24 protein-coding genes and 1 pseudogene are annotated in these 24,766 nt (G+C 46.8%); 17 read left to right on the forward strand and 8 right to left on the reverse strand.

The features are described from left to right. The first annotated feature begins 17 nt into the window (after positions 1-17). Positions 18-1,640, forward strand: a complete 1,623-nt coding sequence (locus tag MHB78_RS02445) for an L-lactate permease (protein WP_046130894.1) — start codon at positions 18-20, stop codon at positions 1,638-1,640. 109 nt (positions 1,641-1,749) lie between these two features. Continuing rightward, positions 1,750-2,388 (forward strand): LysE family translocator, encoded by a 639-nt coding sequence (locus MHB78_RS02450; RefSeq protein WP_046130917.1) that lies wholly within the window; start codon positions 1,750-1,752, stop codon positions 2,386-2,388. Positions 2,389-2,391: 3 nt separating this feature from the next. Here the strand turns inward: MHB78_RS02450 and MHB78_RS02455 are convergent, their stop codons facing one another. Further along, positions 2,392-3,699, reverse strand: coding sequence for an amino acid permease (locus MHB78_RS02455; RefSeq protein ID WP_046130895.1), 1,308 nt, complete (start codon positions 3,697-3,699; stop codon positions 2,392-2,394). A gap of 181 nt (positions 3,700-3,880) precedes the next feature. Between MHB78_RS02455 and nadE the strand changes: the two genes are divergently transcribed. From nadE to MHB78_RS02490, 7 genes are all read left to right on the forward strand, one after another. Further along, positions 3,881-4,699 carry an ammonia-dependent NAD(+) synthetase gene (nadE, locus tag MHB78_RS02460; RefSeq protein ID WP_046130896.1) on the forward strand — a complete coding sequence of 273 codons (819 nt, stop codon included), beginning with the start codon at positions 3,881-3,883 and terminating at the stop codon, positions 4,697-4,699. 144 nt (positions 4,700-4,843) lie between these two features. Next, a complete protein-coding gene (locus MHB78_RS02465) occupies positions 4,844-5,401 on the forward strand; it encodes a shikimate kinase (protein ID WP_046130897.1) in 558 nt (185 codons plus the stop codon). A 716-nt stretch (positions 5,402-6,117) separates the two neighbouring features. After that, the gene (locus tag MHB78_RS02470) at positions 6,118-6,888 is read left to right on the forward strand and encodes a nucleotidyltransferase domain-containing protein (protein ID WP_046130898.1); all 771 of its coding nucleotides are present in this window, start codon (positions 6,118-6,120) and stop codon (positions 6,886-6,888) included. 294 nt (positions 6,889-7,182) lie between these two features. Then, entirely contained in the window at positions 7,183-8,094 is a 912-nt protein-coding gene (locus MHB78_RS02475) for a proline dehydrogenase (RefSeq protein WP_173427495.1), read from the forward strand. A 24-nt stretch (positions 8,095-8,118) separates the two neighbouring features. Then, on the forward strand, positions 8,119-9,666 hold the full coding sequence (gene pruA, locus MHB78_RS02480; RefSeq protein WP_046130899.1) for an L-glutamate gamma-semialdehyde dehydrogenase: 1,548 nt from the start codon (positions 8,119-8,121) through the stop codon (positions 9,664-9,666). Positions 9,667-9,786: 120 nt separating this feature from the next. Further along, positions 9,787-11,229 carry a sodium/proline symporter PutP gene (gene putP / locus MHB78_RS02485; RefSeq protein WP_082094100.1) on the forward strand — a complete coding sequence of 481 codons (1,443 nt, stop codon included), beginning with the start codon at positions 9,787-9,789 and terminating at the stop codon, positions 11,227-11,229. A 116-nt stretch (positions 11,230-11,345) separates the two neighbouring features. Beyond that, entirely contained in the window at positions 11,346-12,590 is a 1,245-nt protein-coding gene (locus tag MHB78_RS02490; RefSeq protein ID WP_046130900.1) for a PucR family transcriptional regulator, read from the forward strand. Positions 12,591-12,640: 50 nt separating this feature from the next. On the opposite strand, the gene MHB78_RS02495 is transcribed toward MHB78_RS02490, so the two are convergent. From MHB78_RS02495 to MHB78_RS02505, 3 genes and pseudogenes are all read right to left on the reverse strand, one after another. After that, positions 12,641-13,486: a TIGR03943 family protein gene (locus MHB78_RS02495; RefSeq protein ID WP_046130901.1), complete on the reverse strand. Its 846-nt coding sequence runs from the start codon at positions 13,484-13,486 to the stop codon at positions 12,641-12,643. Positions 13,487-13,490: 4 nt separating this feature from the next. Continuing rightward, positions 13,491-14,369, reverse strand: a complete 879-nt coding sequence (locus MHB78_RS02500) for a permease (RefSeq protein ID WP_046130902.1) — start codon at positions 14,367-14,369, stop codon at positions 13,491-13,493. Positions 14,370-14,577: 208 nt separating this feature from the next. Then, positions 14,578-14,761: pseudogene (locus MHB78_RS02505) on the reverse strand (hypothetical protein); the annotation flags it as partial. Positions 14,762-14,871: 110 nt separating this feature from the next. Between MHB78_RS02505 and MHB78_RS02510 the strand changes: the two are divergent. From MHB78_RS02510 to MHB78_RS02520, 3 genes are all read left to right on the forward strand, one after another. Continuing rightward, positions 14,872-15,828: an acetylxylan esterase gene (locus MHB78_RS02510; protein ID WP_046130903.1), complete on the forward strand. Its 957-nt coding sequence runs from the start codon at positions 14,872-14,874 to the stop codon at positions 15,826-15,828. 95 nt (positions 15,829-15,923) lie between these two features. Beyond that, positions 15,924-16,340, forward strand: a complete 417-nt coding sequence (locus MHB78_RS02515) for a MarR family winged helix-turn-helix transcriptional regulator (protein WP_046130904.1) — start codon at positions 15,924-15,926, stop codon at positions 16,338-16,340. Beyond that, the gene (locus MHB78_RS02520; RefSeq protein ID WP_046130905.1) at positions 16,331-16,660 is read left to right on the forward strand and encodes a DUF3147 family protein; all 330 of its coding nucleotides are present in this window, start codon (positions 16,331-16,333) and stop codon (positions 16,658-16,660) included. The genes MHB78_RS02515 and MHB78_RS02520 overlap by 10 nt, the downstream gene beginning before the upstream one ends. Here MHB78_RS02520 and MHB78_RS02525 read toward each other — a convergent pair. From MHB78_RS02525 to MHB78_RS02540, 4 genes are all read right to left on the reverse strand, one after another. Further along, entirely contained in the window at positions 16,647-17,087 is a 441-nt protein-coding gene (locus tag MHB78_RS02525; protein ID WP_046130906.1) for a hypothetical protein, read from the reverse strand. The genes MHB78_RS02520 and MHB78_RS02525 overlap by 14 nt on opposite strands. Positions 17,088-17,176: 89 nt before the next feature. Then, positions 17,177-17,977 carry a hypothetical protein gene (locus MHB78_RS02530; protein WP_052948522.1) on the reverse strand — a complete coding sequence of 267 codons (801 nt, stop codon included), beginning with the start codon at positions 17,975-17,977 and terminating at the stop codon, positions 17,177-17,179. Positions 17,978-18,034: 57 nt separating this feature from the next. After that, positions 18,035-18,718: an ABC transporter permease subunit gene (locus MHB78_RS02535; RefSeq protein WP_046130907.1), complete on the reverse strand. Its 684-nt coding sequence runs from the start codon at positions 18,716-18,718 to the stop codon at positions 18,035-18,037. 11 nt (positions 18,719-18,729) lie between these two features. Beyond that, entirely contained in the window at positions 18,730-19,590 is an 861-nt protein-coding gene (locus MHB78_RS02540) for a transporter substrate-binding domain-containing protein (protein WP_099047015.1), read from the reverse strand. Between the two features lie 506 nt (positions 19,591-20,096). On the opposite strand from MHB78_RS02540, the gene MHB78_RS02545 reads away from it, so the two are divergent. The 5 genes from MHB78_RS02545 (at position 20,097) to MHB78_RS02565 (ending at position 24,746) form a co-directional block, all read left to right on the forward strand. Next, positions 20,097-21,038, forward strand: coding sequence for a Fe(3+) dicitrate ABC transporter substrate-binding protein (locus MHB78_RS02545; protein ID WP_046130908.1), 942 nt, complete (start codon positions 20,097-20,099; stop codon positions 21,036-21,038). A gap of 69 nt (positions 21,039-21,107) precedes the next feature. Then, positions 21,108-22,106 (forward strand): iron ABC transporter permease, encoded by a 999-nt coding sequence (locus tag MHB78_RS02550; protein WP_099047088.1) that lies wholly within the window; start codon positions 21,108-21,110, stop codon positions 22,104-22,106. Beyond that, positions 22,103-23,101, forward strand: a complete 999-nt coding sequence (locus tag MHB78_RS02555; RefSeq protein WP_046130910.1) for an iron chelate uptake ABC transporter family permease subunit — start codon at positions 22,103-22,105, stop codon at positions 23,099-23,101. The genes MHB78_RS02550 and MHB78_RS02555 overlap by 4 nt, the downstream gene beginning before the upstream one ends. A gap of 10 nt (positions 23,102-23,111) precedes the next feature. Then, positions 23,112-23,933 carry an ABC transporter ATP-binding protein gene (locus MHB78_RS02560; protein WP_046130911.1) on the forward strand — a complete coding sequence of 274 codons (822 nt, stop codon included), beginning with the start codon at positions 23,112-23,114 and terminating at the stop codon, positions 23,931-23,933. A gap of 87 nt (positions 23,934-24,020) precedes the next feature. Beyond that, a complete protein-coding gene (locus tag MHB78_RS02565) occupies positions 24,021-24,746 on the forward strand; it encodes an AAA family ATPase (RefSeq protein ID WP_046130912.1) in 726 nt (241 codons plus the stop codon). Positions 24,747-24,766 lie beyond the last annotated feature (20 nt).

The raw sequence follows: 24,766 nt of genomic DNA on the forward strand, positions 1-24,766 counted from the left end.
GAAGAGGGCTGATGACGATGTGGCAGCAGGTTTACGATCCGTTTGGGAATGAATATATCAGCGCTTTAGTTGCAACCCTGCCGATTTTATTCTTTCTTTTGGCGCTGACCGTGTTTAAAATGAAAGGAATTCTCGCAGCATTTTTAACCCTTGCGGTCAGCTTTATTGTAGCGGTGTTCTGTTTTCACATGCCGGTAGCCAAAGCGATTTCCGCCGTTTTTCTCGGAATCGCAAGCGGGCTGTGGCCAATCGGATATATCGTGCTGATGGCTGTTTGGCTTTATAAGATTTCTGTCAAAACGGGAAAATTTAAGGTCATCAGGGCGAGCATTGCCGGCATTTCATCCGATCAGCGGCTTCAACTGCTTCTGATCGGGTTCAGCTTTAATGCTTTTTTGGAAGGAGCCGCAGGCTTCGGAGTGCCGATCGCAATCAGTGCGGTCCTGCTTGTGGAACTCGGTTTTAAACCGTTGAAAGCGGCCTCTCTCTGTTTAATCGCAAACGCGGCATCAGGCGCGTTCGGAGCGATCGGTATACCGGTCATTACGGGAGCGCAGATGGGGGATTTGACCCCTCTCGAACTTTCCGGCACACTCGCCTGGATGCTTCCGGGGATCACATTTTTCGTCCCGTTCCTGCTCGTTTTCATTTTGGACGGGTTCAGGGGCATTAAAGAAACGCTGCCCGCCCTTCTCGTTGTAAGCGGAAGCTATACGGCGGTACAGACGTTTACAATGATTGTGCTCGGTCCTGAGCTGGCCAATATTTTGGCGGCATTAATCAGCATGGGAGCTCTCGCGCTGTTCCTCAGAAAATGGCAGCCGCGCCGGATCTACAGGGAAGACGGGAACGAACAGGAGCCCGCTGTCAAATACAGCTGGGGAGAGGTGGCAAAAGCCTGGTCTCCGTTTTACATCCTGACGGGCGTCATTGCCCTGTGGAGCCTTCCAGCTTTTAAAGCGCTGTTTCAAGACGGCGGCTTGCTCAAGCAGACAACGGTTTTATTAAAGATGCCTTTTCTGCATCAGGAAATTCTGAAAACCCCGCCGATTGCAGCGCAGGCGGCACCGCTTGATGCCGTGCTGAAGCTTGACTTGATTTCAGCGACGGGGACCGCCATTTTGATTGCGGTGATCATCACGATTTTGTTCAGCCGAAACATCAATTTCCGGGGCGGGCTGTCCTGTCTGAAGGAAACAGGCCGGGAATTGTGGCTGCCGATTATGACGATCTGTTTTGTCATGGGGTTTGCCAACCTGGCTAACTACGCCGGGCTAAGCTCTTCGATCGGATTGGCTCTTGCAAAAGCGGGGGACGTTTTCCCGTTCGTCAGTCCCGTACTGGGCTGGATCGGCGTTTTCATCACCGGATCGGTTGTCAGCAATAACGCTCTGTTCGGCCATTTGCAGGCTGTCACAGGAGCGCAGATCGGTACGAGTTCGGCCCTTCTCCTTGCCGCAAATACGGCCGGCGGGGTGATGGCGAAGCTCATTTCTCCGCAGTCGATTGCGATTGCTACTGCGGCGGTTAAAGAAACAGGCCGGGAATCAAAACTGTTCAGCCAAACGGTAAAATACAGTCTCATACTGCTTCTCATCATCTGTATTTGGACGTTTGTGCTGTCAAAGCTCGGATTATAGGGAAAAAGCCTTTTCCTAAAAACTTGGGAAAAGGCTTTTTGATGTGTTCTAACCGTCCCTCTTTTTGAATACATTGTACAAGTTATCGCGAAGGGGGGAGCGCGGTATGTTGAACATTTTTCTCAGCTATGTGTTTTTAGGGCTGTCTCTGGCCGCACCGGTCGGCCCGGTCAATGCGGCGCAGATCGACAGGGGCATGAAAGGCGGTTTTTTCCACGCCTGGCTTTTCGGTTTAGGAGCCGTGACGGCCGACGTTTTGTACATGGCGCTGATTTACTTTGGCGTTGCTCAGTTTTTAACGGCGCCATTTTTAAAAACGTTTTTATGGCTGTTCGGTTTTTTTGTTTTAACCTATACGGGAATTGAGAGCCTGGCCAAAGCAAAGGAAGTCTCGCTCATGAGAGGCAGGAGGGAGACAGAATCCTACCGTAAATCGTTCTTATCCGGGCTGGTTATTTCGCTTTCAAATCCTCTCAGCATTATGTTTTGGCTCGGCATTTACGGCAGCATCCTGGCGAAGACGATTGAAACATATGCTTCATATCAGCTCCTGTTGTGCAGCTCGGGCATTTTGATCGGTCTTTTTTTATGGGACCTGGCCATGTCTTTTGTGGCGGGGACATTCAGAACGTATTTAAGCCCGAGAATGATGCTGGTGACATCGTGGATCGCGGGCATTACGTTAATCGTCTTCGGCTTATATTTCGGCTACCAGGGAATTCATGCACTGATTCGCCCGGCCCGCTGACCGTCAGCGCGTGCGGGCCCTTTTTCTTTTCAACAGCATCGTCACGATTGCGATGATGGCGAGAAACAGCAGGCTGACGAAAAAGCCCGGTCTGCTGTTTTTCTCAAATAGCGTACCTGATACGGCGAATAAAATCAGGATAAGCGCCCCTATAATCTGAATGTTTCCTTTCAGCTTCGGTTTTGTCAGCTTTTTGCTTGAGCACAGAATAAATATCCAATTGTAAAGCAGCATTAAGCTGGCCGCTGTTGTCATATGCTCGTACAGCTGCTTTGGAAGCAAGAGGGACAGAACGATCGAAGCTGCCAGGACGAGGACGGTCAGCCCGAGCGCCGGCCACGACACTTTCGCTTTTTCTTTTTTTGAAAAGCAGGCCGGCGCATCGCCGTTTTTCGCCATCGTTCCCATCAGCGTCGTCACCGCGAATAGGGAAGCTGTCAAAGTTGAGAATCCCGCGATGATGAAAATTCCGTTGAAAATATCCATGATCACATCCAGATGGAACGGTTTAAGCGACGTAATAAACGGGCTGTTCTCTTCAGTAAACGCGCCGATCGGAATCAGGAGCATGGCAAGCCCGATAGAGACGACATAAATCAAAGCAAGCGTGGCCAGCATCAGACTGCCCGATTTGCCCGATTCTTTCGGATCCTTTAAATGGATCGCCATCAGCCCCATCACCTCGATGCCGCCATAGGCGTAAAACGTATAAATCAAACCTGTCCAAAGCCCCATGAAGCCAAACGGAAACACTTCATGAAAACGGTCGGGAAGCTGCGCATCAGGCGTTTCACCGGGAAGCATTCCGCATAAGGCAAGGACTGCAATGATGATAAACATGACAATCGCCGCCGTTTTCAGGACGGCCAGCATGTGTTCCGTTTTTTCAAAGCTGCTCCGCCCCGTGAAAATGATGATCAGTCCGAGAATCGCGTAGATGAAGGCAAACACCCACAGCGGAATTTGTTCAAACCAATGGCGCGTAAAAAGCGAGATCGCGGTTAATTGGCTCCCGATAATCAGCATTTCGGATGACCAGTACACCCAGCCGTTGCTAAAGCCGGCCCAGTCGCCAAACGCCTCCCTTGCATAAGAGCAAAAAGATCCTTCCACAGGATGGTCGGCCGTAAGCTTGGCGAGCTGCTGAAAAACGAGAAACGTTCCGAGTGCAGCGAGAAGAAAAGCGGCTAATACGGAAAAGCCGCTTTTCTTAATGGCGATGCTTGATCCTAGAAAAAATCCCGTTCCAATCGTGCAGCCGACACCGATCATTGACAGCTGCCACCATTTTAAATTTCCTTGTTTTTTCATCGCTTCAACCCCTCTTAATCTAATCGTTATTGTGTCTTCAAGCGCTTTTTTTATTCTTTTGAAAGAAGCGTGTATGCTCCTTCATATTCACTTCAAAACTATAATTGTGCTATAGTTAAATAAGATTTGAATCAAACGGCTCATTCAGTCAAAAGACCATAATAATCAGGAGGAATGACCGATGACTTTGCAGGAAAAAATCATGAAAGAACTGAACGTAAAACCTTCCATTGATCCGAAACAGGAAATTGAAAAAAGGGTCGGATTTTTAAAAAGCTATATGAAAAAAACAGGAGCAAAAGGTTTTGTTCTAGGAATCAGCGGAGGACAGGATTCCTCGCTTGCCGGGAGACTCGCCCAGCTTGCAGTGGAAGAATTGAGGGCTGAAGGCACGGAAGCGGAATTCATCGCGCTTCGGCTTCCGCACGGCGTCCAGCAGGATGAAGATGACGCCCAGCTTGCCCTTCGATTTATCAAGCCTGACAAATCGCTTGCTTTTGACATTGCACCGACGGTGAGCTCGTTTGTCTCTCAGTTCCGCGATGTGACGGGCGAGACGCTTGCAGATTTTCATAAGGGCAATGTAAAGGCAAGGGTGCGGATGATTGCCCAGTATGCAATCGGCGGCCAAAACGGATTATTGGTGATCGGAACGGACCATGCGGCAGAAGCAGTCACCGGCTTTTTCACCAAATATGGGGACGGCGGTGCCGATCTTTTGCCTCTGACAGGGCTGACAAAACGCCAAGGCCGGAGACTTCTCGAGGAGCTCGGGGCACCGGAGCGGCTCTATACGAAATCGCCGACGGCGGATTTGCTTGATGAAAAACCTCAGCAGGCTGACGAAACAGAGCTCGGGCTCACATATGAAGATATCGACGACTACCTTGAAGGGAAAACCGTATCAAGCGATGTGGCCGAAGCGATTGAAAAACGCTACAAATCGTCAGAGCACAAACGCCAGGTGCCTGCTTCAATGTTTGACGACTGGTGGAAATAAAGAAGGAAAGAGGCTGCAAAGAACTCAGCCTCTTTTGTATATTCAGTTTCTGTCCCGGGCTTCTTCTATTTCATTAAAATCAGATTTGTCATATACTGAATATAATTGTTGATTCCTTTAGACGAGGAGGAGTAAAGCCTGGAGATGAATGTCAAAAGATCCACCCCTGTGGGAGAAAAAAACATCGTGCTGATCGGATTTATGGGCGTCGGCAAAACGACGATCGGCAAGCTGGCAGCCAAAAAACTGTGCCGCGATTTTATTGATATTGACCAAGAAATTGAAAAAGACCTTCAGATGAGCATTCCCGAAATGTTTAAACAAAAAGGGGAGGCATTTTTTCGGAAGACGGAAAAAGAATATATTGTTCAAATGTGTGAACATAAAAAGAGCAAAATCGTTTCTCTTGGCGGCGGTTCTTTTCTGCAGGAGGACATTAGAAAGAAATGCCTTGAACACTGCTTCGTCATTTTCCTTGATTTAACGTGGGAGAATTGGAAGCAGCGGATAGATTTGCTGCTTGAAAACAGGCCGATTCTTCACAATCGCTCAATCGAACAAGTAAAACAGCTGTTCAATGAAAGAAAGAGCATTTATGCCTTCCACCACCTAAGAATTGAAACAGACAATCTTTCCGCCGAAGAAGTCGCCGACTGTATTGCAGACAAGCTGAAGCCGGACAGTGAGCTTTGTCAGCCTTAAACAAACGTTTAATTAAGCTTGGGTTTTCTGCCAAAAATGTTTGAAAACAGTCGTATATTGAAGTGTTGCAAAAAGGGCACATATCATCGGCGCAAGATGTATCACGCATTAAATTGTTGAAAAAGGATAGATGAACAGGCGGGAAGATCTGTTTTCATCTATCCTTTTTAACAACATTTGGAGTCGTGTAACGCAGCGCATGCATTAACTGCCCTTTTAGTTCAGTGATTTTTATGTGTCTCAATTTCTTCAATTGCAATGTTGGGGCAATTCATGTCAGACATTAATTCATCTTTTTGTTACTTCAAAAAGGCAAACTACACCCTCCACGTTTTTCTTTGAACCGTTTTCGCTAATGTAGCAGTGACGATTGCGGTTGTATGATAATCAGAAAAAGTAGGTAATGATGATATTTTTACCTTCTCTTTGTTGTCAGCTATTCCTTTTACCTCAACAGCAAGAAAAGCATGTTCATTTTTGCCGGGATTATGTTTTACTCCCTTAGACCAATCGTCCTGCCGGAACTGCGTATGGCTGTGCGTATTAAAGGCGCTGTTTGAAATGACGGAGGAATCACTTTAATGGCCGGAAACTCCGCTCATGTAATCGCGGGTAAAAGTTCTAAATAGAAATCAATTGTCAAAGAAGTCGTTTATTCATCTCTTTGAACTTATAATAAATGTAACAAGAAAACATAGACGGGCGGTGCACCTATCTTGAAACAGCGAATTCAAGAAGAACTGAAAAACATTGAAGCTACATACGGCGTCAAAATCCTTTATGCAGTAGAATCCGGAAGCAGGGCCTGGGGGTTTCCGTCGCAAGACAGCGATTATGACGTCAGATTTATTTATATTCATCAAAAGGACTGGTATCTTTCCATAGACGAAAAGCGCGATGTCATCGAGCTGCCGATTAATGATTTGCTCGATATCAGCGGCTGGGAACTGACAAAAGCCTTAAGGCTCTTCCGGAAATCAAACCCCCCGCTGCTTGAATGGCTGTCTTCAGGAATGATCTATTATGAAGCTTATTCTTTAGCGGAAAAAATGAGGAAGCTTAAGTTGAGGGCTTTTTCGCCGGCATCCTGCATGTATCATTATTTAAATATGGCTTCAGGAAACTTCCGCCACTATCTGGAGAGGGAACAGGTTAAGGTCAAAAAGTATTTTTACGTTCTTCGCCCCATTCTGGCATGCCGGTGGATTGAGAATCATCAAACGGTTCCGCCGATTGAGTTTCCGGTGCTGCTTGAGGAGCTCGTTGAAGATGGACCGCTTAAAACGGAAATCGGCCGTCTGCTTGACCGAAAAAAGAAAGGGGAGGAATTCCTTCTTGAGCCTAAAAATCCCATCATTCACGATTTCATTGAGAAAGAACTTGAGAGGCTGAAGCCGGCGGCGAAGTCGTTTAAAATCAGCCGTGAAGACTTGACACCAGAGCTTGACAAGCTGTTCAGAGAAACGCTTGACGAGGTGTGGGCATAATATATATTCCCTTTAAGAAATGTCTTAAAGGGTTTTTTCTTTGTTTCTCGCGGGAAATGGTTCAGTAAAAGAGAAAGCGTTTTCAATATTTTTCTAATTCTATTGTCGTATAGCTTTATAATTTGTAGGTTAAAAGTTTCTCTTATGATGCAGGCAGATGTCAAACATTGTGGAAAAAACACAAAAATCGTCAGCTTTTTTGTTTTTTCGAAATATTGTGAATCAGCCATCAGCTCTTATAAAATTAAGAATATAAAGACATATTTCATGAGATGGCGGGGTGTGATAATGGAAGTGATCACAAGAGACTTTTTTTTATTCTTATCGAAAAGCAGCATCCTGAATCGTCTGGCGAGAAATTGGGGAAGTTCCATCGCAACCGGAAAAATTATCGGAGGAAAGGATTTCGAATCTTCGATACCGATTATCAGAGGGCTGAATGAGCAGGGGCTGACGGTTACCGTCGATCATTTAGGCGAGTTTGTGGACAGCAGGGAAGTGGCGAGGGAGCGTACTCAGGAATGCATTCGGGCTATTCAAACGATCGCCCAGGAAAAGCTTGAGTCGCACGTATCCTTAAAGATGACTTCGCTGGGGCTCGATATCGACCTTGATCTTGTCAGGGAAAACATGACCAGCATTCTGGATACCGCGGAACAGCACCAGGTGATGGTGACGATCGATATGGAAGACGAAGTTCGCTGTCAAAAGACGCTCGATCTGTTTAAGGAGTTCAGACAGAGGTACGAATACGTCAGCACCGTGTTACAGGCTTATTTGTACCGGACGGAACGCGACATGGAGGAGCTCAACCAGTACAATCCGTTTTTCCGTCTTGTAAAAGGGGCCTACAAGGAATCGCCTGAGGTGGCATATCCGGATAAGAAGGATGTTGATGAAAATTACAAAAAGCTCATTAAAAAGCAGCTGCTTAGCGGCCATTATACAGCCATCGCAACTCATGACGACAAGATGATCCAATTCACCAAAGACATTGTGAATGAGCACAACATCGGAAAGGACCGCTTCGAGTTTCAAATGCTGTACGGCATGCGCAATAAAACCCAGCTTGAACTGGTGAAAGAAGGCTACAACATGCGCGTGTACCTTCCGTACGGAGATGACTGGTACGGCTACTTCATGAGGCGGCTTGCCGAGCGGCCTGCCAACATCGCTTTCGCATTTAAGGGAATGACCAAGAAATAAAACGATAAAAAGGGGAGAATGAGAATGACAACACCTTACAAACACGAACCATTTACAGATTTCGGGAAAGAAGAAAACCGGGCGGCGTTTCAACAAGCATTGGATAAGGTAAATGAATGGATGGGTCAATCATACCCTCTTATTATCGATGGGGAACGAATCGAGACTGAAGACAAAATCGTTTCGGTCAACCCGGCAAAGAAAGAAGAAGTCGTCGGTAAGGTATCAAAAGCGACTCAGGATCATGCCGAGAAAGCCATTCAAGCGGCGGCAAAAGCGTTTGAAACGTGGAGATACACCGATCCTGCGGAAAGAGCGGCTGTACTATTCCGTGCGGCAGCAAAGGTGCGCCGCAATAAGTATGAATTTTCGGCGCTTTTGGTCAAAGAAGCCGGCAAACCGTGGAATGAGGCTGATGCGGATACGGCTGAAGCCATCGACTTTATGGAATACTACGCGCGGCAAATGCTTGAGCTTGCAAAAGGAAAGCCTGTCAACAGCCGTGAAGGCGAACGAAATCAATACGTGTATACGCCGACCGGCGTAACGGTCGTCATCCCGCCTTGGAACTTCCTGTTTGCGATCATGGCGGGAACAACGGTGGCGCCGATCGTTACGGGAAACACGGTAGTGCTGAAGCCGGCAAGCGCGGCGCCTGTCATTGCCGCGAGGTTCGTCGAAGTGCTTGAAGAAGCGGGTCTTCCGAAAGGGGTCGTGAACTATGTTCCGGGAAGCGGCGCTGAGGTCGGAGACTACCTCGTTGATCATCCGACAACAAGCCTGATCACATTTACCGGCTCAAGGGAAGTCGGAACGCGCATTTATGAACGTGCGGCAAAGGTTCATCCGGGACAGACCCATCTCAAACGGGTGATCGCGGAAATGGGCGGAAAAGACACGGTTGTCGTTGATGAGGACTGTGACATCGAATTGGCGGCGCAATCGATTTTCACATCCGCTTTCGGCTTTGCCGGCCAAAAATGTTCAGCCGGTTCGCGTGCCGTCGTTCACGAAAAAGTGTATGACGAGGTGCTCAAACGCGTCATCGAAATCACGGAGTCGAAAAAAGTGGGCGCTCCGGACAGTGCGGATGTTTACATGGGACCTGTCATCGATCAGGCGTCATATAACAAAATCATGGAATATATCGAGATTGGAAAACAAGAAGGCCGCCTTGTCAGCGGAGGAAACGGCGATGATTCAAAAGGGTATTTCATCGATCCGACTATCTTCGCCGATTTGGACCCGAAAGCCCGCTTGATGCAGGAAGAGATCTTCGGCCCGGTCGTTGCCTTTTCGAAAGTAAGCAGCTTTGACGAGGCACTCGAAGTTGCCAATAATACGGAATACGGACTGACAGGAGCTGTCATTACAAACAATCGCGATCATATCAACAGGGCAAAACAGGAGTTCCATGTAGGGAACCTGTATTTTAACCGAAATTGTACAGGCGCGATCGTCGGCTACCATCCGTTTGGCGGATTTAAAATGTCAGGAACGGATTCAAAGGCAGGCGGACCGGATTATCTGGCGCTTCACATGCAGGCGAAGACGATCAGCGAAATGTTTTAATCGGCAAACAATCGGGGGGAGAGAAGGCAGTCTTTAAAGGCTGCCTTCAAAAAAGAAAAGAGAAGTCGAAAAATTTAGAAAAAACGGCATCCTGGGGGGATTCTTATCCAAAACGTACAATTGATCATTTCAATCGCGATTTATATGATCGGCATGCTTCTGATCGGATATTATGCGTATAAACGGACATCAAATCTGACGGATTACATGCTCGGCGGACGCACGCTTGGCCCGGCGGTCACGGCGCTCAGCGCGGGTGCATCCGATATGAGCGGGTGGCTGATGATGGGCTTGCCGGGTGCGATGTTCGCCACCGGCTTAAGCGGTGCGTGGATCGTCATCGGTCTTGTACTCGGTGCATGGGCAAACTGGCTTTATGTCGCGCCCCGGTTAAGGAGCTATACCGAAGCCGCCGGCAATTCGATTACGATTCCGTCATTTTTGGAAAACCGCTTTGCCGACAACACGAAAATTCTCCGCATCTTTTCCAGCATCGTCATTATTACGTTTTTCACGTTTTATGTATCATCCGGAATGGTGTCCGGCGGTGTTTTATTTAACAGCATTTTGCACCTGGATTACCATACCGGCTTATGGATCGTTTCGGCCGTTGTCATATGCTACACGCTGTTCGGCGGATTTTTGGCCGTAAGCTGGACGGACTTCGTACAAGGAATCATCATGTTTGCCGCATTGATTCTCGTTCCGGTTGTGACGCTCATACAAGCCGGCGGACCTGCCGAAGCCTTTACGGAAATCCGCTCGATTGATCCCGATCTTCTCAACGTATTTAAAGGGACGAGCGTTCTGGGCATTATTTCTATGTTTGCATGGGGGCTCGGCTATTTTGGCCAGCCGCATATCATCGTGCGTTTTATGGCAATTTCCTCAGTAAAGGAAATCAAAAAAGCGCGCCGGATCGGCATGGGCTGGATGATATTTTCAACCGCTGGCGCATTGCTGACGGGGCTGATCGGCCTTGCATATTACTCCAAAAAAGGTCTTCACCTCGACGATCCGGAAACGATATTCATTCAATTAGGCAATATTCTGTTCCATCCGATCATTACCGGCTTTTTAATTTCGGCCATTTTAGCCGCGATTATGAGCACGATTTCCTCCCAGCTTCTTGTTACTTCAAGCTCTTTAACCGAAGATTTGTATAAAACGATTTTCAAACGCTCCGCCTCTGATAAAGAACTGGTCTTCTTCGGCCGTCTGTCCGTTCTGGTCGTTTCGATTATCGCCCTGTGGCTCGGCTGGTCAAAAGACAATTCAATTTTGGGATTAGTCAGCTACGCTTGGGCGGGATTCGGCTCTTCATTCGGCCCGGTCGTTATTTTAAGCTTATATTGGAAGCGGATGACGAAATGGGGTGCGCTTGCCGGTATCATTGCCGGAGCCGTCACAGTCGTGATTTGGGCGGCAGCGGGCCTTTCCGGTTTTCTATACGAAATGATACCGGGGTTCGCAGTAAGCCTGTTATCCGTGTATGTAGTCAGCATCGTGACGTCAAAGCCGAATCAGCACGTTGCCGACCAATTCGAAAATATCAATATGTGATTCTGGATCCTAGCCTCTGTCCTTTGGGCAGGGGCTGCTCGAATGTCAAAAAGTATATCTATACAAGAATGCAAAGGAGAAGTATGATTAAGTTAAAAACGGGTAGGAGAAAGGATATGGAAGAGCTATTAGAACAAGTTGTTTCTCTTTCAGACATCAACCAGATCATTGATTTTATCAGCGATGAGCTGAAAAAACCGGTCATACTGGAAAGCGCGGATTTTTTCCTATTAGCTTATAATTCGTATTACATTAACCACTTTGACGCAGCGAATCAACAAACGATTTTCTCCAAAAAATGTCCGCTTTCGATTTTTGAGAAATTTGTCGAAGAAGGGATCATAGATCAATTGAAAACCATTCCGACTCCTTTTCGGGTGAAGCAGATTGAAGAGATCGGACTGAATCAGCGGGTGGTCGTCAGCGCCAAACATAAAAACGAGATTATGGGCTACATTTGGATTCAGGAGATCGAAAACGAGCTGTCTGATGAAGAACTCGACTTTCTATATCAAGCTTCCTTTCATGTCGGAAAGATCATTTACAGACAGAAACGGCTGAAGCAGGAAAAAGAGGAGCAGGCGGAAGAGCTCTACAGGCAGGCGCTCCACGAACAGTTTCAAACGGAAAAAGAGCTTAAGGCCGCGGCTGACAAAGCCAATGTTGCACTGCCTTCCGTGTTTACCGTGATGGTGCTTCAAGTCATTGACGGGGAGAACGAGCTGCTCGACGATTTGAAAGAAACGATCAGGTCCTATTTGAATCTGAAAGACAACATCAGCCATGTGGTGGAGGATCATTCCAACATCGCGATCATCGTCGGCAGCGTGTCACGCAAACGTTCCGCCCTTGCCGCATCATCAGAGCTGATCAACCGGCTTTTAACCCATTTGCGCTCACAAACGCTGCCGCCAATATTCATCGGAGTCGGCAATGAATACAGCAGTCCGCTCTTTCTCGGCAAAAGCTACAGGGAAGCTCTACAAGTCACAAAAGCTGCGGAAATCACCGGAAGCCAGGAGCATATTCCCTATGAATATCAAAAGCTCGGACTTTTCAGATACCTTGACCAAATCGCCGCAAAAAACGACCAGCTCCACTATTCGAATCCCGATCTGCTCCTTTTGAAGGAAAAAGATAAAGAGAGCCAAACCGAATTTTTAAGAACGCTCGAAATCTATCTTGTGAACAATTGCAAAGTCAAACAATCCGCAGAACAGCTGTTTATCCACCAGAACACGCTAAACTACCGCATTAAGCAAATATTGGACATGACCTCGATCGATCTGAACGATTTTCATACGAGATGCCAATTGTTCATCGATCTGATGCTGATGAAAAAAGCCGGATATAAATCTTAGGCAATTCCGGCAGAGACAGAAAGAGCCGGTACATGCTGCACCGGCTTTCTTTAGTATGTTCTGTATACGTAAGGATCTTTCGGCTTTTTGATGTTGGACCAGCTTTTTACCTTTAAAACGGGAATGACGGATTTAAATGGCTGATAGTATTCGGATGACAACGTTCCTTTCACATGTATCCATTGGTCATTTTTTGCCTTTATATCATCAGGGAATTCCACCAGCATGCCGTAGACGCCCGAATCGGCGATGCAGTGGATGATTCCGAAGCGGAGAACGAAAAGCTGCCGCTTATTGATCGATTCCCCTTTAAATGCAAAACCGTTGAAATCAATCTTTTTGCCGAGAAATTCCCCAGGATAATTATAGATCGTCTCCATGCCTTTTAGAAAATCATGATCCGTTAACGATATCTGTTTTTTCCCTTTATAATCCTTGAGGGCTTTCTCCATCAGTTCGTCATAGTCTTCCTGTCCGTAGTAAATGCTCGTATCAGGGCGCAAATACTGGGTTTGGGCGTAATGATCTGGCTGATCGATCGCCTTAAAGGAAAAGCCCTTCGACTTCACGATCGTAGAGTCAAGCGTCGCCACCGGCAGGAAAAGCCCGGTGAATAAAGGAAACAGGAATACGAGGTAAATAAACATTCTTTTAAAGAACGGTTTATGTTTTTCGTGATCATGATCATGTCCGCACCCGCAGTCATGACCGCAATCCGCCCCATCCCGCCCCTTTATATACTGATAGAATTGAACAGCCGTCAAAATGGCAAGCAGAAACATCCCGATATACGACAAATACGCGTATTTCATATTAATATATTTCGTTAAATTGCCTGAGGCGTGAAGCTGAAAAAAGAAAAACGTAAAAAACATTAAAATGAATGTACGAAACATGATCTCACCCCTTCACCAAAAGTGATCCGGCCAGAACGATAACGGCGATATAGGCGATCAGCACAAATACAAACCGCTTTTTAAAAGTGCCGAGCATCATCAGCAGGTTCTTGATATCGACCATCGCTCCAAACACGAGAAAGGCGATGAGCGAGCTGAGAGAAAACGTGCTGCTGAAGGATGACGCAATAAAGGCATCAACCTGTGAGCAAAGCGACAAAACAAAGGACAAGCCCATCATCACAAGCGATGAAGATATATCATTGTGTCCGATTGCAAGAAGCGTCGATGTTTTGACATATGTCTGCATCGCAGCCGCCACAAAAGCCCCGATGATCAAATATTTTCCGACTGAAAAAAACTCATCAACCGCATGGCTGAGCATGCCGCCCAGCTTCTTCAGAAATGTCTTTCCGGAATGGCCGTGATGATGGTGTGAATCGCCTTCAAGAAGCTGATTTCCTTTAAATTGATAAGAAATGATAATTCCGGTAATAAGGGCTGCAGCGAACGCCAGCCCGCCGCGGTAAAGAACGACATCCCACTTGTTTCCGAAAGCGATAAACGTCGAAAACAATACAATCGGATTGATGATTGGAGCCGTCAGCATAAAAGCTGACGCCGCGTGAAGCGGCACGCCCTTTAAAAGCAGGCGCCGGGCGATCGGAACGATGCCGCATTCACAAGCCGGAAACAGCATGCCGGCGAATATGCCGAACAGCACAGCCAGAAAGCGGTTTTTCGGAATGATCTTTGCGATCATTTCTTCCGTGACAAACATTTGAATCAAACCAGAGATAAAAACGCCGATCAATACGAATGGAATTGCTTCTATTAATATGCTGATAAAGATTGAATTGAGCTGCAGAAACTGTGAAGCCATAAAAAACCTCCGAGGGCTGCATTTTTTATTTCAAACTAGGATTATATCATAACTGTAATGGAGGGGGGATATGAGTGTATTTGGCGGGCTGTCTTCCCATGAGGCAAGCTAATGCGGACAGGTTTGGCCCGTCCGCCGCGCTGCCCGGATGGCGGGAACAGCCACACGATGTGCAGGCAGAGAAGCGGCGGTCTGATTTCATGTCTCAAACCATATCCTCATCGTTCATATGAACGACAAATTCACTCGATTTCACGGCATCCTTGTTTTAAAGTCTGACGGATGCGGATTGCGTTAAAAAAACTGAACGGTGCGGCATTCACCGCTCCGTTGACAGACAAGACCGTTGTCACGAATGCAATCGGCCTTGACTCAGCGACAGTTTGTACGATTTTTTTCGGGCAGAAACATCATCACCTTTTTTTATGCTTCATTCTCTCGTGAATGAAAGATGAATATTATGATAGAATATTCTTACAATTGATGAGAGGGGACGAGAGTCGTGCAGCAACCTTATGATTTACCATTAGAACAGTTATACCAATATAAACCAGAAAAAACCGCTTTGGACGATTTTCAAGAGTTTTGGGAGGAATCGCTGGGGGAGCTTGCAAAAGAAAAAGCCGAACCGCAGCTTGAAAGGTACGATTACCCGGCAGACGGCGTGAATGTGTACTGGCTGACATACCGGAGCATAGGCGGGGCGCACATTAAAGGATGGTATGCGGTGCCCGGCCGCAAAGGCCCGCATCCTGCAATCGTCAAGTATCACGGCTATAACGCGAGCTATGACGGCGACATTCATGACATCGTCAACTGGGCGCTGCATGGCTATGCGGCATTCGGGATGCTTGTCCGCGGACAGAACGGCAGCGAGGATACGAGCGGCTCCCCTCACGGACACGTGCCGGGCTGGATGACAAAAGGCATCCTTGACCCGAAAACGTATTATTACAGATACGTGTATCTCGATGCCGTAAGGGCGCTCGAGGTCGTCAAAGGGTTTGCCGAAGTCGATGAAAAACGGATCGGCGTCATCGGCGCGAGTCAAGGCGGCGGACTGGCGATCGCGGTTTCCGCATTGTCTGATATTCCGGCAGCTGCCGTTTCTGAATATCCGTATTTAAGCAATTTCCAAAGGGCGATCGATACAGCGATAGACCAGCCGTATCTGGAAATCAACTCTTTTTTCAAAAGGAACGGCAGCCCGGATATTGAGAGGAAAGCGATGAACACCTTGTCATATTTTGATATTATGAATCTCGCCGAATCGGTGAAGGCGCCCGTTCTCATGTCAATCGGCTTAGTGGACACCATCACGCCGCCATCGACCGTTTTTGCGGCCTACAATCATCTAAACACTGAAAAAGAGCTGAAAGTGTACCGTTATTTTGGCCACGAATTTATCCCGGCGTTCCAAACGGAAAAATTGGCGTTTTTGAGAAAGCATTTAAAATGAAAATGTAGGCACCCGGCTGAAGATTTGCCGGGTGCTATTTTATATCTTGATCAAAGAATATATCGTATAGTAAGATATAAAAGGGTGATGATTTGATGAACGAAGTGATTGAAGCAATCAATAAAGACTGGACAGATATTTATTACCGTTTACACTATAAGCATCAAGACGGGCTGTCACACCAGGCCGTCCGTTTGCTGCAGCATCTCGAAAAAAACAGGTACGCCACAATCGGCGATTTGGCAAGCCTTTTGGGGGTATCCCACAATACCGCATCTGAGCATGCGAAGCGGCTCATTCAGAAGAAGCTCGTTGAAAAAAAGAGGGACGCCAAGGATGAACGAAAGGTCTATGTCATATTAACGGCTGAAGGAGAAGCTGCCGTAAAACGGCATACCCGGCTTGATCCGGACAAGCTGAAAAAGGTGCTTGAGCATTTACATGAGGATGAGACCGAAATGGTGAAAACGGCATTTTCCATATTAAGCCGGGGGGCAAAATCGTGTTTTTAATTGTTAAAATTGCCGTTTCTGCCGTTGTCATCGGCATTATTACTGAAATCGCCAGAAGGTCGCCGGAGACCGGAGGAATCGTCGCCGCACTTCCGCTTGTCAGTCTGCTCAGTTTATTTTGGCTTTCGGTCCAAGGAGAGTCTCTGAAGCATTTAAGCCAATTTGCGGCAGGCGTGCTGTGGGGGCTTCCGGCAACCGCAGCGCTTATCCTGATCGTAGCTGTCTGCTTAAAATCCGCGCTTCCGCTTGCCGTTTCTTTCGTGTTCGGTTTATGCGGCTGGGGCGGATGCTTGCTGCTTCAAAAAGCTATTTTTGGCTGAGAGCGGAAAAATCAAGAATTTCGGGAACGGCGCCGTAGGTTCCCTTAATGCGAATGTTTTTGCATTCGCCTTCCGTATTTTCAAAATACAGCCTGTATGTGCGGGGCATTGATGTAATCACGTCTTGGGCTGTTCGATCCGGCCAGTTCCCGACAAAGTCTTTTATACTCAAACTCATAAATCTGCCGGCCAGGTGCATCATCTGGATTTTAATGGTCGTTTTGCAATTTTCCGCATTGAAAATCGTAAACTTATAACCTATGTTCCAGTTTCGCGAGTCAGAGTCATTGTAAGGAATAGGTTCCACATGCGATCCCGTAAACGTAATGTTTAATTTGTGCGGGAATGTGTAAGCCGCGGCACTGCCTCCAAAGCTGAAAAATCCGCAAACCAGTGTCAAAATCGCTGCCGACAAAAAACGTTTCATCAAAAATCACCTCCTTTTCCATTTTATTGTAACAAACGGGTGGAAAAATGAGGAGATGTTTTATAGAAGCATGCGGGGCGGGCTCTTTTTTATGTGCAATGTTTGGACGGAATGATATACAGCTCGGAATGGGAAACCATTCTGGGCGTAATTGGAATATCCTGAAGCGCATCAGCGGGTATAACAGCAGTGGCAAAAAATCGCGAATATCCATTTTGGCTAAGGATGATTCGGTACGTCTGTACAGATTCCGGCTCAAGCTCATACGAAAATGCGCGAGCTGAATCCTGATTGATCTGAAACGATTCCCAATCTCCATTTTGAAAATGATATAAGCATCCTTTTAGTTTATATGTCTCTTCATTGATCAAGGAAATATACATATGTTGATCATCTAACCTTCTGACCCGGTTTCCTTTCCTGTCAGAAAGATAAATCAGCCGTCCCTGTTCTCCGCTGCTTCTCTTCTGATGGACGGGTTGAACGAAAGGCGGGCGCTCCAGCTGGCCGGAAGATGCCGTGCAAGATATCAATTCAAAATAATAGACAGCAGCATATTCGGTGTTCCAATCATCCTGTTCAGTTTTTAAATCGAATATGGATGTCTGGGCGATGATATAGACGATGCGGCTCCCTGAAGGAATATCTTTCAGACTGATATGGGTGTTTTTTGAGGAACGGGGAGGTACTGTCAATTGAAAGGTTTGGACGGGTTCAGAGTATTCTTCGAAGATTACCGAGATGTGAATATGATCCGTCTCATCTGTTTCATTACGATATGTATACGAGGCTTTAAAGTGTCCTGAAGGATCTGTTTTGTATTGCGCTTTGTTTCTGTTTATGACATAACGGTCCTCTACATGGAAATGGGTTGACCTGATTCTGTTCATAAAACTGCCTCCTTTTTAGGATAGAGAACCGCCAGCTTTGGGCCGGCGGCTTTCTTTCTACCTTTTCAGGTAAACTTCTGTCCGTTTCTCCAAATAATCCTGAAACAAAGCGATCAGCGAACAAATCCCCCAGTAAATCAAGGCAACTAAAATATACATCGTCATGTAATCGAATTCCCGGCCGCCGACGATTTTTGCCTGTTGAAACAGCTCAGGTACGGTAATCATGGCCGCAAGGGAAGATGCTTTCACAAGGTCGAGCATCACGTTTGTAAGCGGCGGCAGGGCGATTCTCACCGATTGGGGGACGATGACGTGCCGCATCGTCTGCCAATAAGAAAATCCGATCGATTTTGCAGCGTCCCACTGGCCTCTGTCAACAGAAGACAAGGCTGAACGGATGATTTCGGCAATATAGCCGGCGCTGTTGACGCTAAAGCCGATCAAGGCAGCCGTTAATGCCGGAAACTGAATGCCGATGTACGGAAAACCAAAGTAAAGAATAAATAAAATGACCAATATCGGGACGCCTCTCATAAATGAGATATAGACTTTTGCCGGCCATCTGAGCAAAGCGAACCGGGACATGCGGCCAAGCGCGACGAAAAAGCCGAGAATCAGGCCGAAAAACATACTGGCAAACGAAATCAGCAGCGTATTCCATATGCCCTGCATGACATAAGGAAAGGATTTAGCGGCTAATTCTGCATTGAAAATATATTCCCATTGAATCGAGCCCACGTCTCATTCCTCTATTTGTCTACATCGACGTCAGTAAAGTCGATATCCTGTTTTTTTGAAACATCGGCGCCGCCAAAGAATTGTTTTGAAATCTTCTTAATCGTTCCGTCTTTCAGCATGTCTTTTATCGTTTGATCGAACCGTTCTTTTAGTTCGGTATTTCCTTTTTTGATGATCATCCCTTGCTGGTGCGGGTAATATTTAAGATCGGGGTGAATCGTCAAATCCAAATCAGGCATTGCCTTAAGCGCCAGCTTTTGCAGATAATAGTCGTTTAAAATAACGTCTGTCCTGCCGTTTGCCACGTCTTTTAAATATTGTTCATTTGTTGCATTGTCGTAAATAACCTCTTCAGCCCCGTATTTTCTGGCGATATCCATGTAAACGGTCGTTGCCGCTCCCGCCGCCTTTTTCCCTTTCAGGTCATCAAGTGTGCGGATGCCTGATAAATCCTTCTTGCGGACGATTGCCGTACCGTATGAATACTTATAAGGCGTTGAGAACAAGAACTTTTTCTTGCGGTCCTTTGTCATTGTAATATCATTGGCTGCAGCGTCTGCCTGTCCACTGTTGACCGCTGTCAGCATGCCGTCAAAGCCCATTTCTTTAAATTCGACATCCAAACCGAGCCGCTTGGCCGCCTCGCGGACGACTTCAACTTCATAGCCGGTCAGCTTGTCCTTGCCGGAAACCGTGTCATGGTATGAAGTAGGGTAAAGGGTTCCCGAAGTCGCCACAACGATCTTCCCTTTTTCCTTGATTTGCTCCCAGGCCGTTTTTTGGCCGTTTTGAGTCGTGTTGCTGCACGCAGCGGTTAAAAATGCGAATGCCGCTGCGATAAGAACCAATGTATAAATGCGAACGTTTTTCACTGAAATATCCTCCTGCCATTCGTGTAGTCAAGAAAACATTAGCACTATAGAAGGCAAACAGGCAATAAGTTATTTTGTATTGGGAAAAAATAAATGAAAAAGATATTGGGCCATATACGGAGGATTGAAACATATTTGTATGATCAACGGACATGAGGCGTATCCGCATGCGGGAGGGCAGCTGAATCATACGATTTTTACGGCGATGGTTCCGGTGAATGGCCCGATTTAAAAGATAAAGATGTGCAGCCTTTACTGGTATATCAAAAAATAATCTCATTCTTTTTTCAAACGGGCGGCTGTTATCTGGGCCGTCCATTATTTCAGGCGTAATGTATAAGCGTTGGAAATTGGGATCCGCTGTGCCCGGTTATATTTTCTTGTTTGAAAAATGCTTTAAATTTAATTTTTTTATTAAAAAAACCTAGATTTTTATTTAAAAATTAGATATTTTTTATATATGATAATGATTCTCATTTTAAATTAATCGGAAAAGGAAGAGAATGATGTTGAAATACAGCAGGAAATTAACCGTACTTTTCGGCGTTTTAGCGTTGATGCTGATCATCGCATCCGGATGCTCCTCCGGCCAAAAAGAAAACAGCGGAGCATCGCAAGGAGAAGGAAGAGAAATAAAGCATGAACTTGGGACAGCCCATATCAGCGGTACGCCCAAAAGGGTTGTCGTTTTGGAGAATTCGTTTGTTGATGCAGTGACAAAATTGGGTGTGAAACCCGTTGGAATAGCAGACGACAAGAAAAAAGATATGATTGAAAAGCTTGTTGGCGAACCGATTGAATATACCTCTGTCGGCACCCGCAGCGAGCCGAATTTGGAAATCATCAGTTCTCTAAAGCCCGATTTAATCATAGCCGATGCTGAACGGCACAAAAACGTGTACCGCGATCTAAAAGGCATCGCGCCTACGATTGTACTGAAAAGCAGAGAGGCAACTTACCAGGAAACAATTGACGGATTTCAAACGATCGCCAAAGCCCTTAATAAGGAAAAAGAGGGGAAACAAGACCTGGCAGACCATCAGAAGCAAATGAACAGCCTGAAAAGCAAACTGCCGAAAAAAGAAAATCGCACGATTCTGCTTGGTGTTGCCCGGACCGACTCTTTTAACGTCCACACATCATCCTCATATGACGGAGAGATTATGAGAATTCTCGGGTTCAAGCACGCGCTGCAATCCAAAGAGGCGTATAAAGATGTCAGCCTGGAGCAATTGAGCGAAATCAACCCGGATATTCTTTTCGTATCAAGCAACGAAGGACATACGATTGTTGATGACTGGAAAAGCAATCCGATCTGGAAAAACCTTAAAGCGGTGAAGAACGGCCAAGTATATGACGCCGATCGCGATCTTTGGACAAGATTCCGCGGAATCAGCTCAAGCGAAAAGCTGTCAAAAGACCTGATCCAAAAAGTGTACGGCAAATAATCAAAACCAAAAAGAAGCGGGAGTCATTCCTTGCTTCTTCTTGTTTTATCAACAGGGTTCTGTAAGGAAGTGGGCCATTTGAATGTTTCAGCAAACAGACTTTTTATTTTGATAACGGCTTTCATTTTATTTATTTTAGGCATCGGTTTAAACCTGTCTGTGGGGGCGTCTCATATCAGCTTTGCCAATGCCTTGAAATCGCTTGTAGTGTGGGACCACTCAAAGGAACAGCTGATTATCACGACTCTCCGCCTCCCGAGGACGCTCATCGCCGTCTTTGTCGGGGCCAATCTGGCGGTAGCAGGAGCTTTGATGCAGGCAATGACGAGAAATCCGCTTGCATCCCCGCAGCTGTTCGGGGTGAATGCGGGAGCATCATTGGCGGTGGTAGCGTCGATTGTGCTGTTTCCCCATTTGAACGCTTTTTCCTCCGTCGGATTTGCTCTCGTCGGTGCGGCAGCAGGAGGCTTGATCGTCTATTCTTTTTCTTCCTCAGGGGGAATGACGCCGGTTAAGCTTGCACTGACCGGCATGGCGGTCCACCTTTTTCTATCTTCATTCACACAGGGGATCATCATCCTGAACGAATCAGCGGGTGATGTCCTGTACTGGATGACCGGTGCGATTGACGGGAGCAACTGGAAAGATGTAACGGTCATATTGCCGTTTGCGCTTGTCGGCGTCGGGCTCGCCGTCATATGCTCGGGAGCGGTTTCGATTCTTGGATTAGGAGAAGAAACGGCAAAGGGGCTTGGGCAAAATACAAAAGCGATCAAAATGCTCGTCAGCCTGGTCATTCTTATTTTGGCCGGATCTTCTGTTGCCGTTGCCGGCCCGATCGGGTTTGTCGGCCTGATTGTTCCGCATATCGTCCGAAAGCTGGTTGGCGAGAACTATAAATTCGTCATCCCGTTTTCCGCATTGTTCGGAGCTCTCCTGCTCGTCTACGCTGATGTGCTTGCAAGGTGGATCGCATTTCCGTATGAATCTCCGGTCGGCATCGTGACCGCCATACTCGGAACCCCGTTTTTCTTATATTTGGCGAGGAAAGAGAGGAATGCAAGATGAAAAAGAGTCTTCATATCAAACATCCTTTTATGATCGTCATTCTTCTTTTTCTTGTTATGCTCGTCTGCGTCATCATCAGCATAGGCTTCGGGGCGCTTTATATTGCACCGGGCGATGTGATCAAAAATTTGTTTGGAATCAGCAGCGACTATCAATTCATTATTCAGAAATACCGGCTTGCAAGGGTGATTCTGGCAGTGCTTGCCGGAGCAGGTCTCGGAGTATCCGGTGCGATTTTGCAGGGAGTGATCAGAAATCCGCTTGCATCACCTGATGTCATTGGAATAACAAAGGGCGCCAGCTTGTCGGCGATGGTCGTCATTCTGATTTTTCCTGCGGCGCCTCTCATTGTCCTGCCTCTGTCCGCATTTGCCGGGGCGGGTCTTGTTGCTGTATTGTTAATGGTATTCGTACGCAAAAAAAATGCCAGGCCGTCGACGATCGCGTTAGTCGGTATCGCATTGGGTGCGATCTGCCACGCCGGCATGCAATATATGATGGTCAAGTTCCCCGGGGATGTGAATGCCGCCCTCATTTGGGTCACCGGGAGTCTGTGGGGGAGGAGCTGGGATGAGATCAAGCTCCTTGCTCCATGGCTTGTATTATTTTTGCCCATTCTCTTTCTCCTAGCGGCCAAGCTTGATTTAATGTCGCTCGGTGATGAGCTTGTCGACGGTTTGGGAGAACGGTCGGCGCGCCTCAGGTTTATGTTAATATTCGTCGCTGTCGGCCTTGCCGGCAGCTGTGTTGCAGTTGTCGGTTCAATCGGATTTGTCGGTTTAATCGCTCCGCACATTGCCAGAAGGCTTGTCGGGACAAAATCAAAATATCTGCTTCCCGCTTCAGGGCTTGCGGGTTCGATTATCCTCCTGGCAGCCGACAGCATTGGCAGAGGATTGATGCCGCCTGTGGAAATACCGGCCGGCATATTGACCGCCATCATAGGGGCTCCATATTTTCTATATTTATTAAAAGCTGAATCTGCAAAAAAGTGAGTGGAGGATGATGAAGGTGAAACTATCGGCGCAAAAGCTGACCCTTTCTTACGATACATCGACAATCATCAATGAGATTGACTTGGAAATTCCGGAGGGCAAGATCAGCGTTCTGATCGGCTCAAACGGATGCGGAAAATCCACCATATTGAAATCTCTTGCAAGGATCATGGCGCCTGAAAGCGGCTCTGTTTATTTGGACGGAAAAGAGATTCACCGGCAGCCGTCAAAAGAGATAGCGAAAAAAATGGCGATTTTGCCCCAATCGCCTCAAGCACCGGAAGGGCTTACTGTTGAGGAGCTGTGCTATTTCGGAAGACACCCTCATAAAAAACTGCTTTCCAGGCATACAAAAGAAGACCATGAAATGGTTGATTGGGCTTTAGAAGCGACGGGGATGGCGGAGCTGCGAAGTCGGACGCTTGACGCCCTTTCCGGCGGACAAAGGCAAAGAGCTTGGATTTCAATGTCTTTGGCGCAAGGTACGGACTTGCTTTTGCTTGATGAACCTACGACATTTTTGGATATTGCCCATCAAATAGAAGTTTTGGAGCTGTTAAAACATTTGAACCGCGATCATGGCCGCACGATTGTGATGGTATTGCACGATTTGAACCAGGCTTCCCAATACGCCGATTATTTAATCAGCATATTGGACGGCAAGGTATACAGCGCAGGAGCGCCTGAAGAAGTGTTTACACCATCCTTGTTTCGCGACGTTTTTGGACTTGAGTGCTGCATCATGAAAAGCCCCGTCGACCAGAAGCCGATGTGCCTGCCGACCGGTTTATGCGGCAGAGCGCTCGCAGCGGCGCAAAATATGAATGGATGAGGTTTGTGCTTGAAGGCGCAAACCTCTTTTTTCGTTTTGATAGAAGACATGATACAGTTATGGTAAAAGTTCAAGCGGGTGATGCCTATGTTTTTAAAAAAGCTGACATTGCTTCAAGAAAAAATTCCTCACGATTCAAAATATCCTTTTTCTATTCCGGCTATTAAACATTTAAGAGAATTGACATTTCAGAAAAGCGTTACTTTTTTTGTCGGGGAAAACGGCTCGGGAAAATCGACGCTGCTTGAAGCGATTGCGGATAAATGCGAATTTAACACGGCCGGCGGGGGAAGGAATAATACATATGAAGTGCATGCATCGGAGTCTTCCCTGGGTGACTATCTCAGACTTTCCTGGCTCCCGAAAATAACGAACGGTTTTTTTCTGCGTGCGGAATCCTTCTATCACTTTGCGACTCATCTTGAAGAGGTGGATAATACGGGCTTCATCCATTACGGAGGCCGGTCCCTTCACGAGCAGTCTCACGGCGAATCTTTTTTGTCGCTTTTCAAGCACCGCTTCAACGAAAGAGGAATTTACCTTCTCGATGAGCCTGAAGCCGCTCTATCACCGGCGAGGCAGCTCGCTTTCTTAAAAATCATCCATGATTTGACCCGCAATAACGAAGCCCAGTTCATCATCGCTTCCCACTCCCCGATATTATTGGGTTATCCGGATGCGGAGATTTTCAGCTTCGACGGTGACGCCATCTCTGAAGTAAGCTATGAGAATACCGATCACTACACGTTAACGAAATATTTCCTCCAGCACCGCGAAAAGCTTCTTGCCGAATTGTTTTCAGAAGATGTTTGATGTGAAACGCGTTTCATAAG

Origin of the sequence: Bacillus sp. FSL K6-0138, assembly GCF_037982765.1 — a bacterium.
GTDB lineage: Bacteria > Bacillota > Bacilli > Bacillales > Bacillaceae > Bacillus > Bacillus glycinifermentans.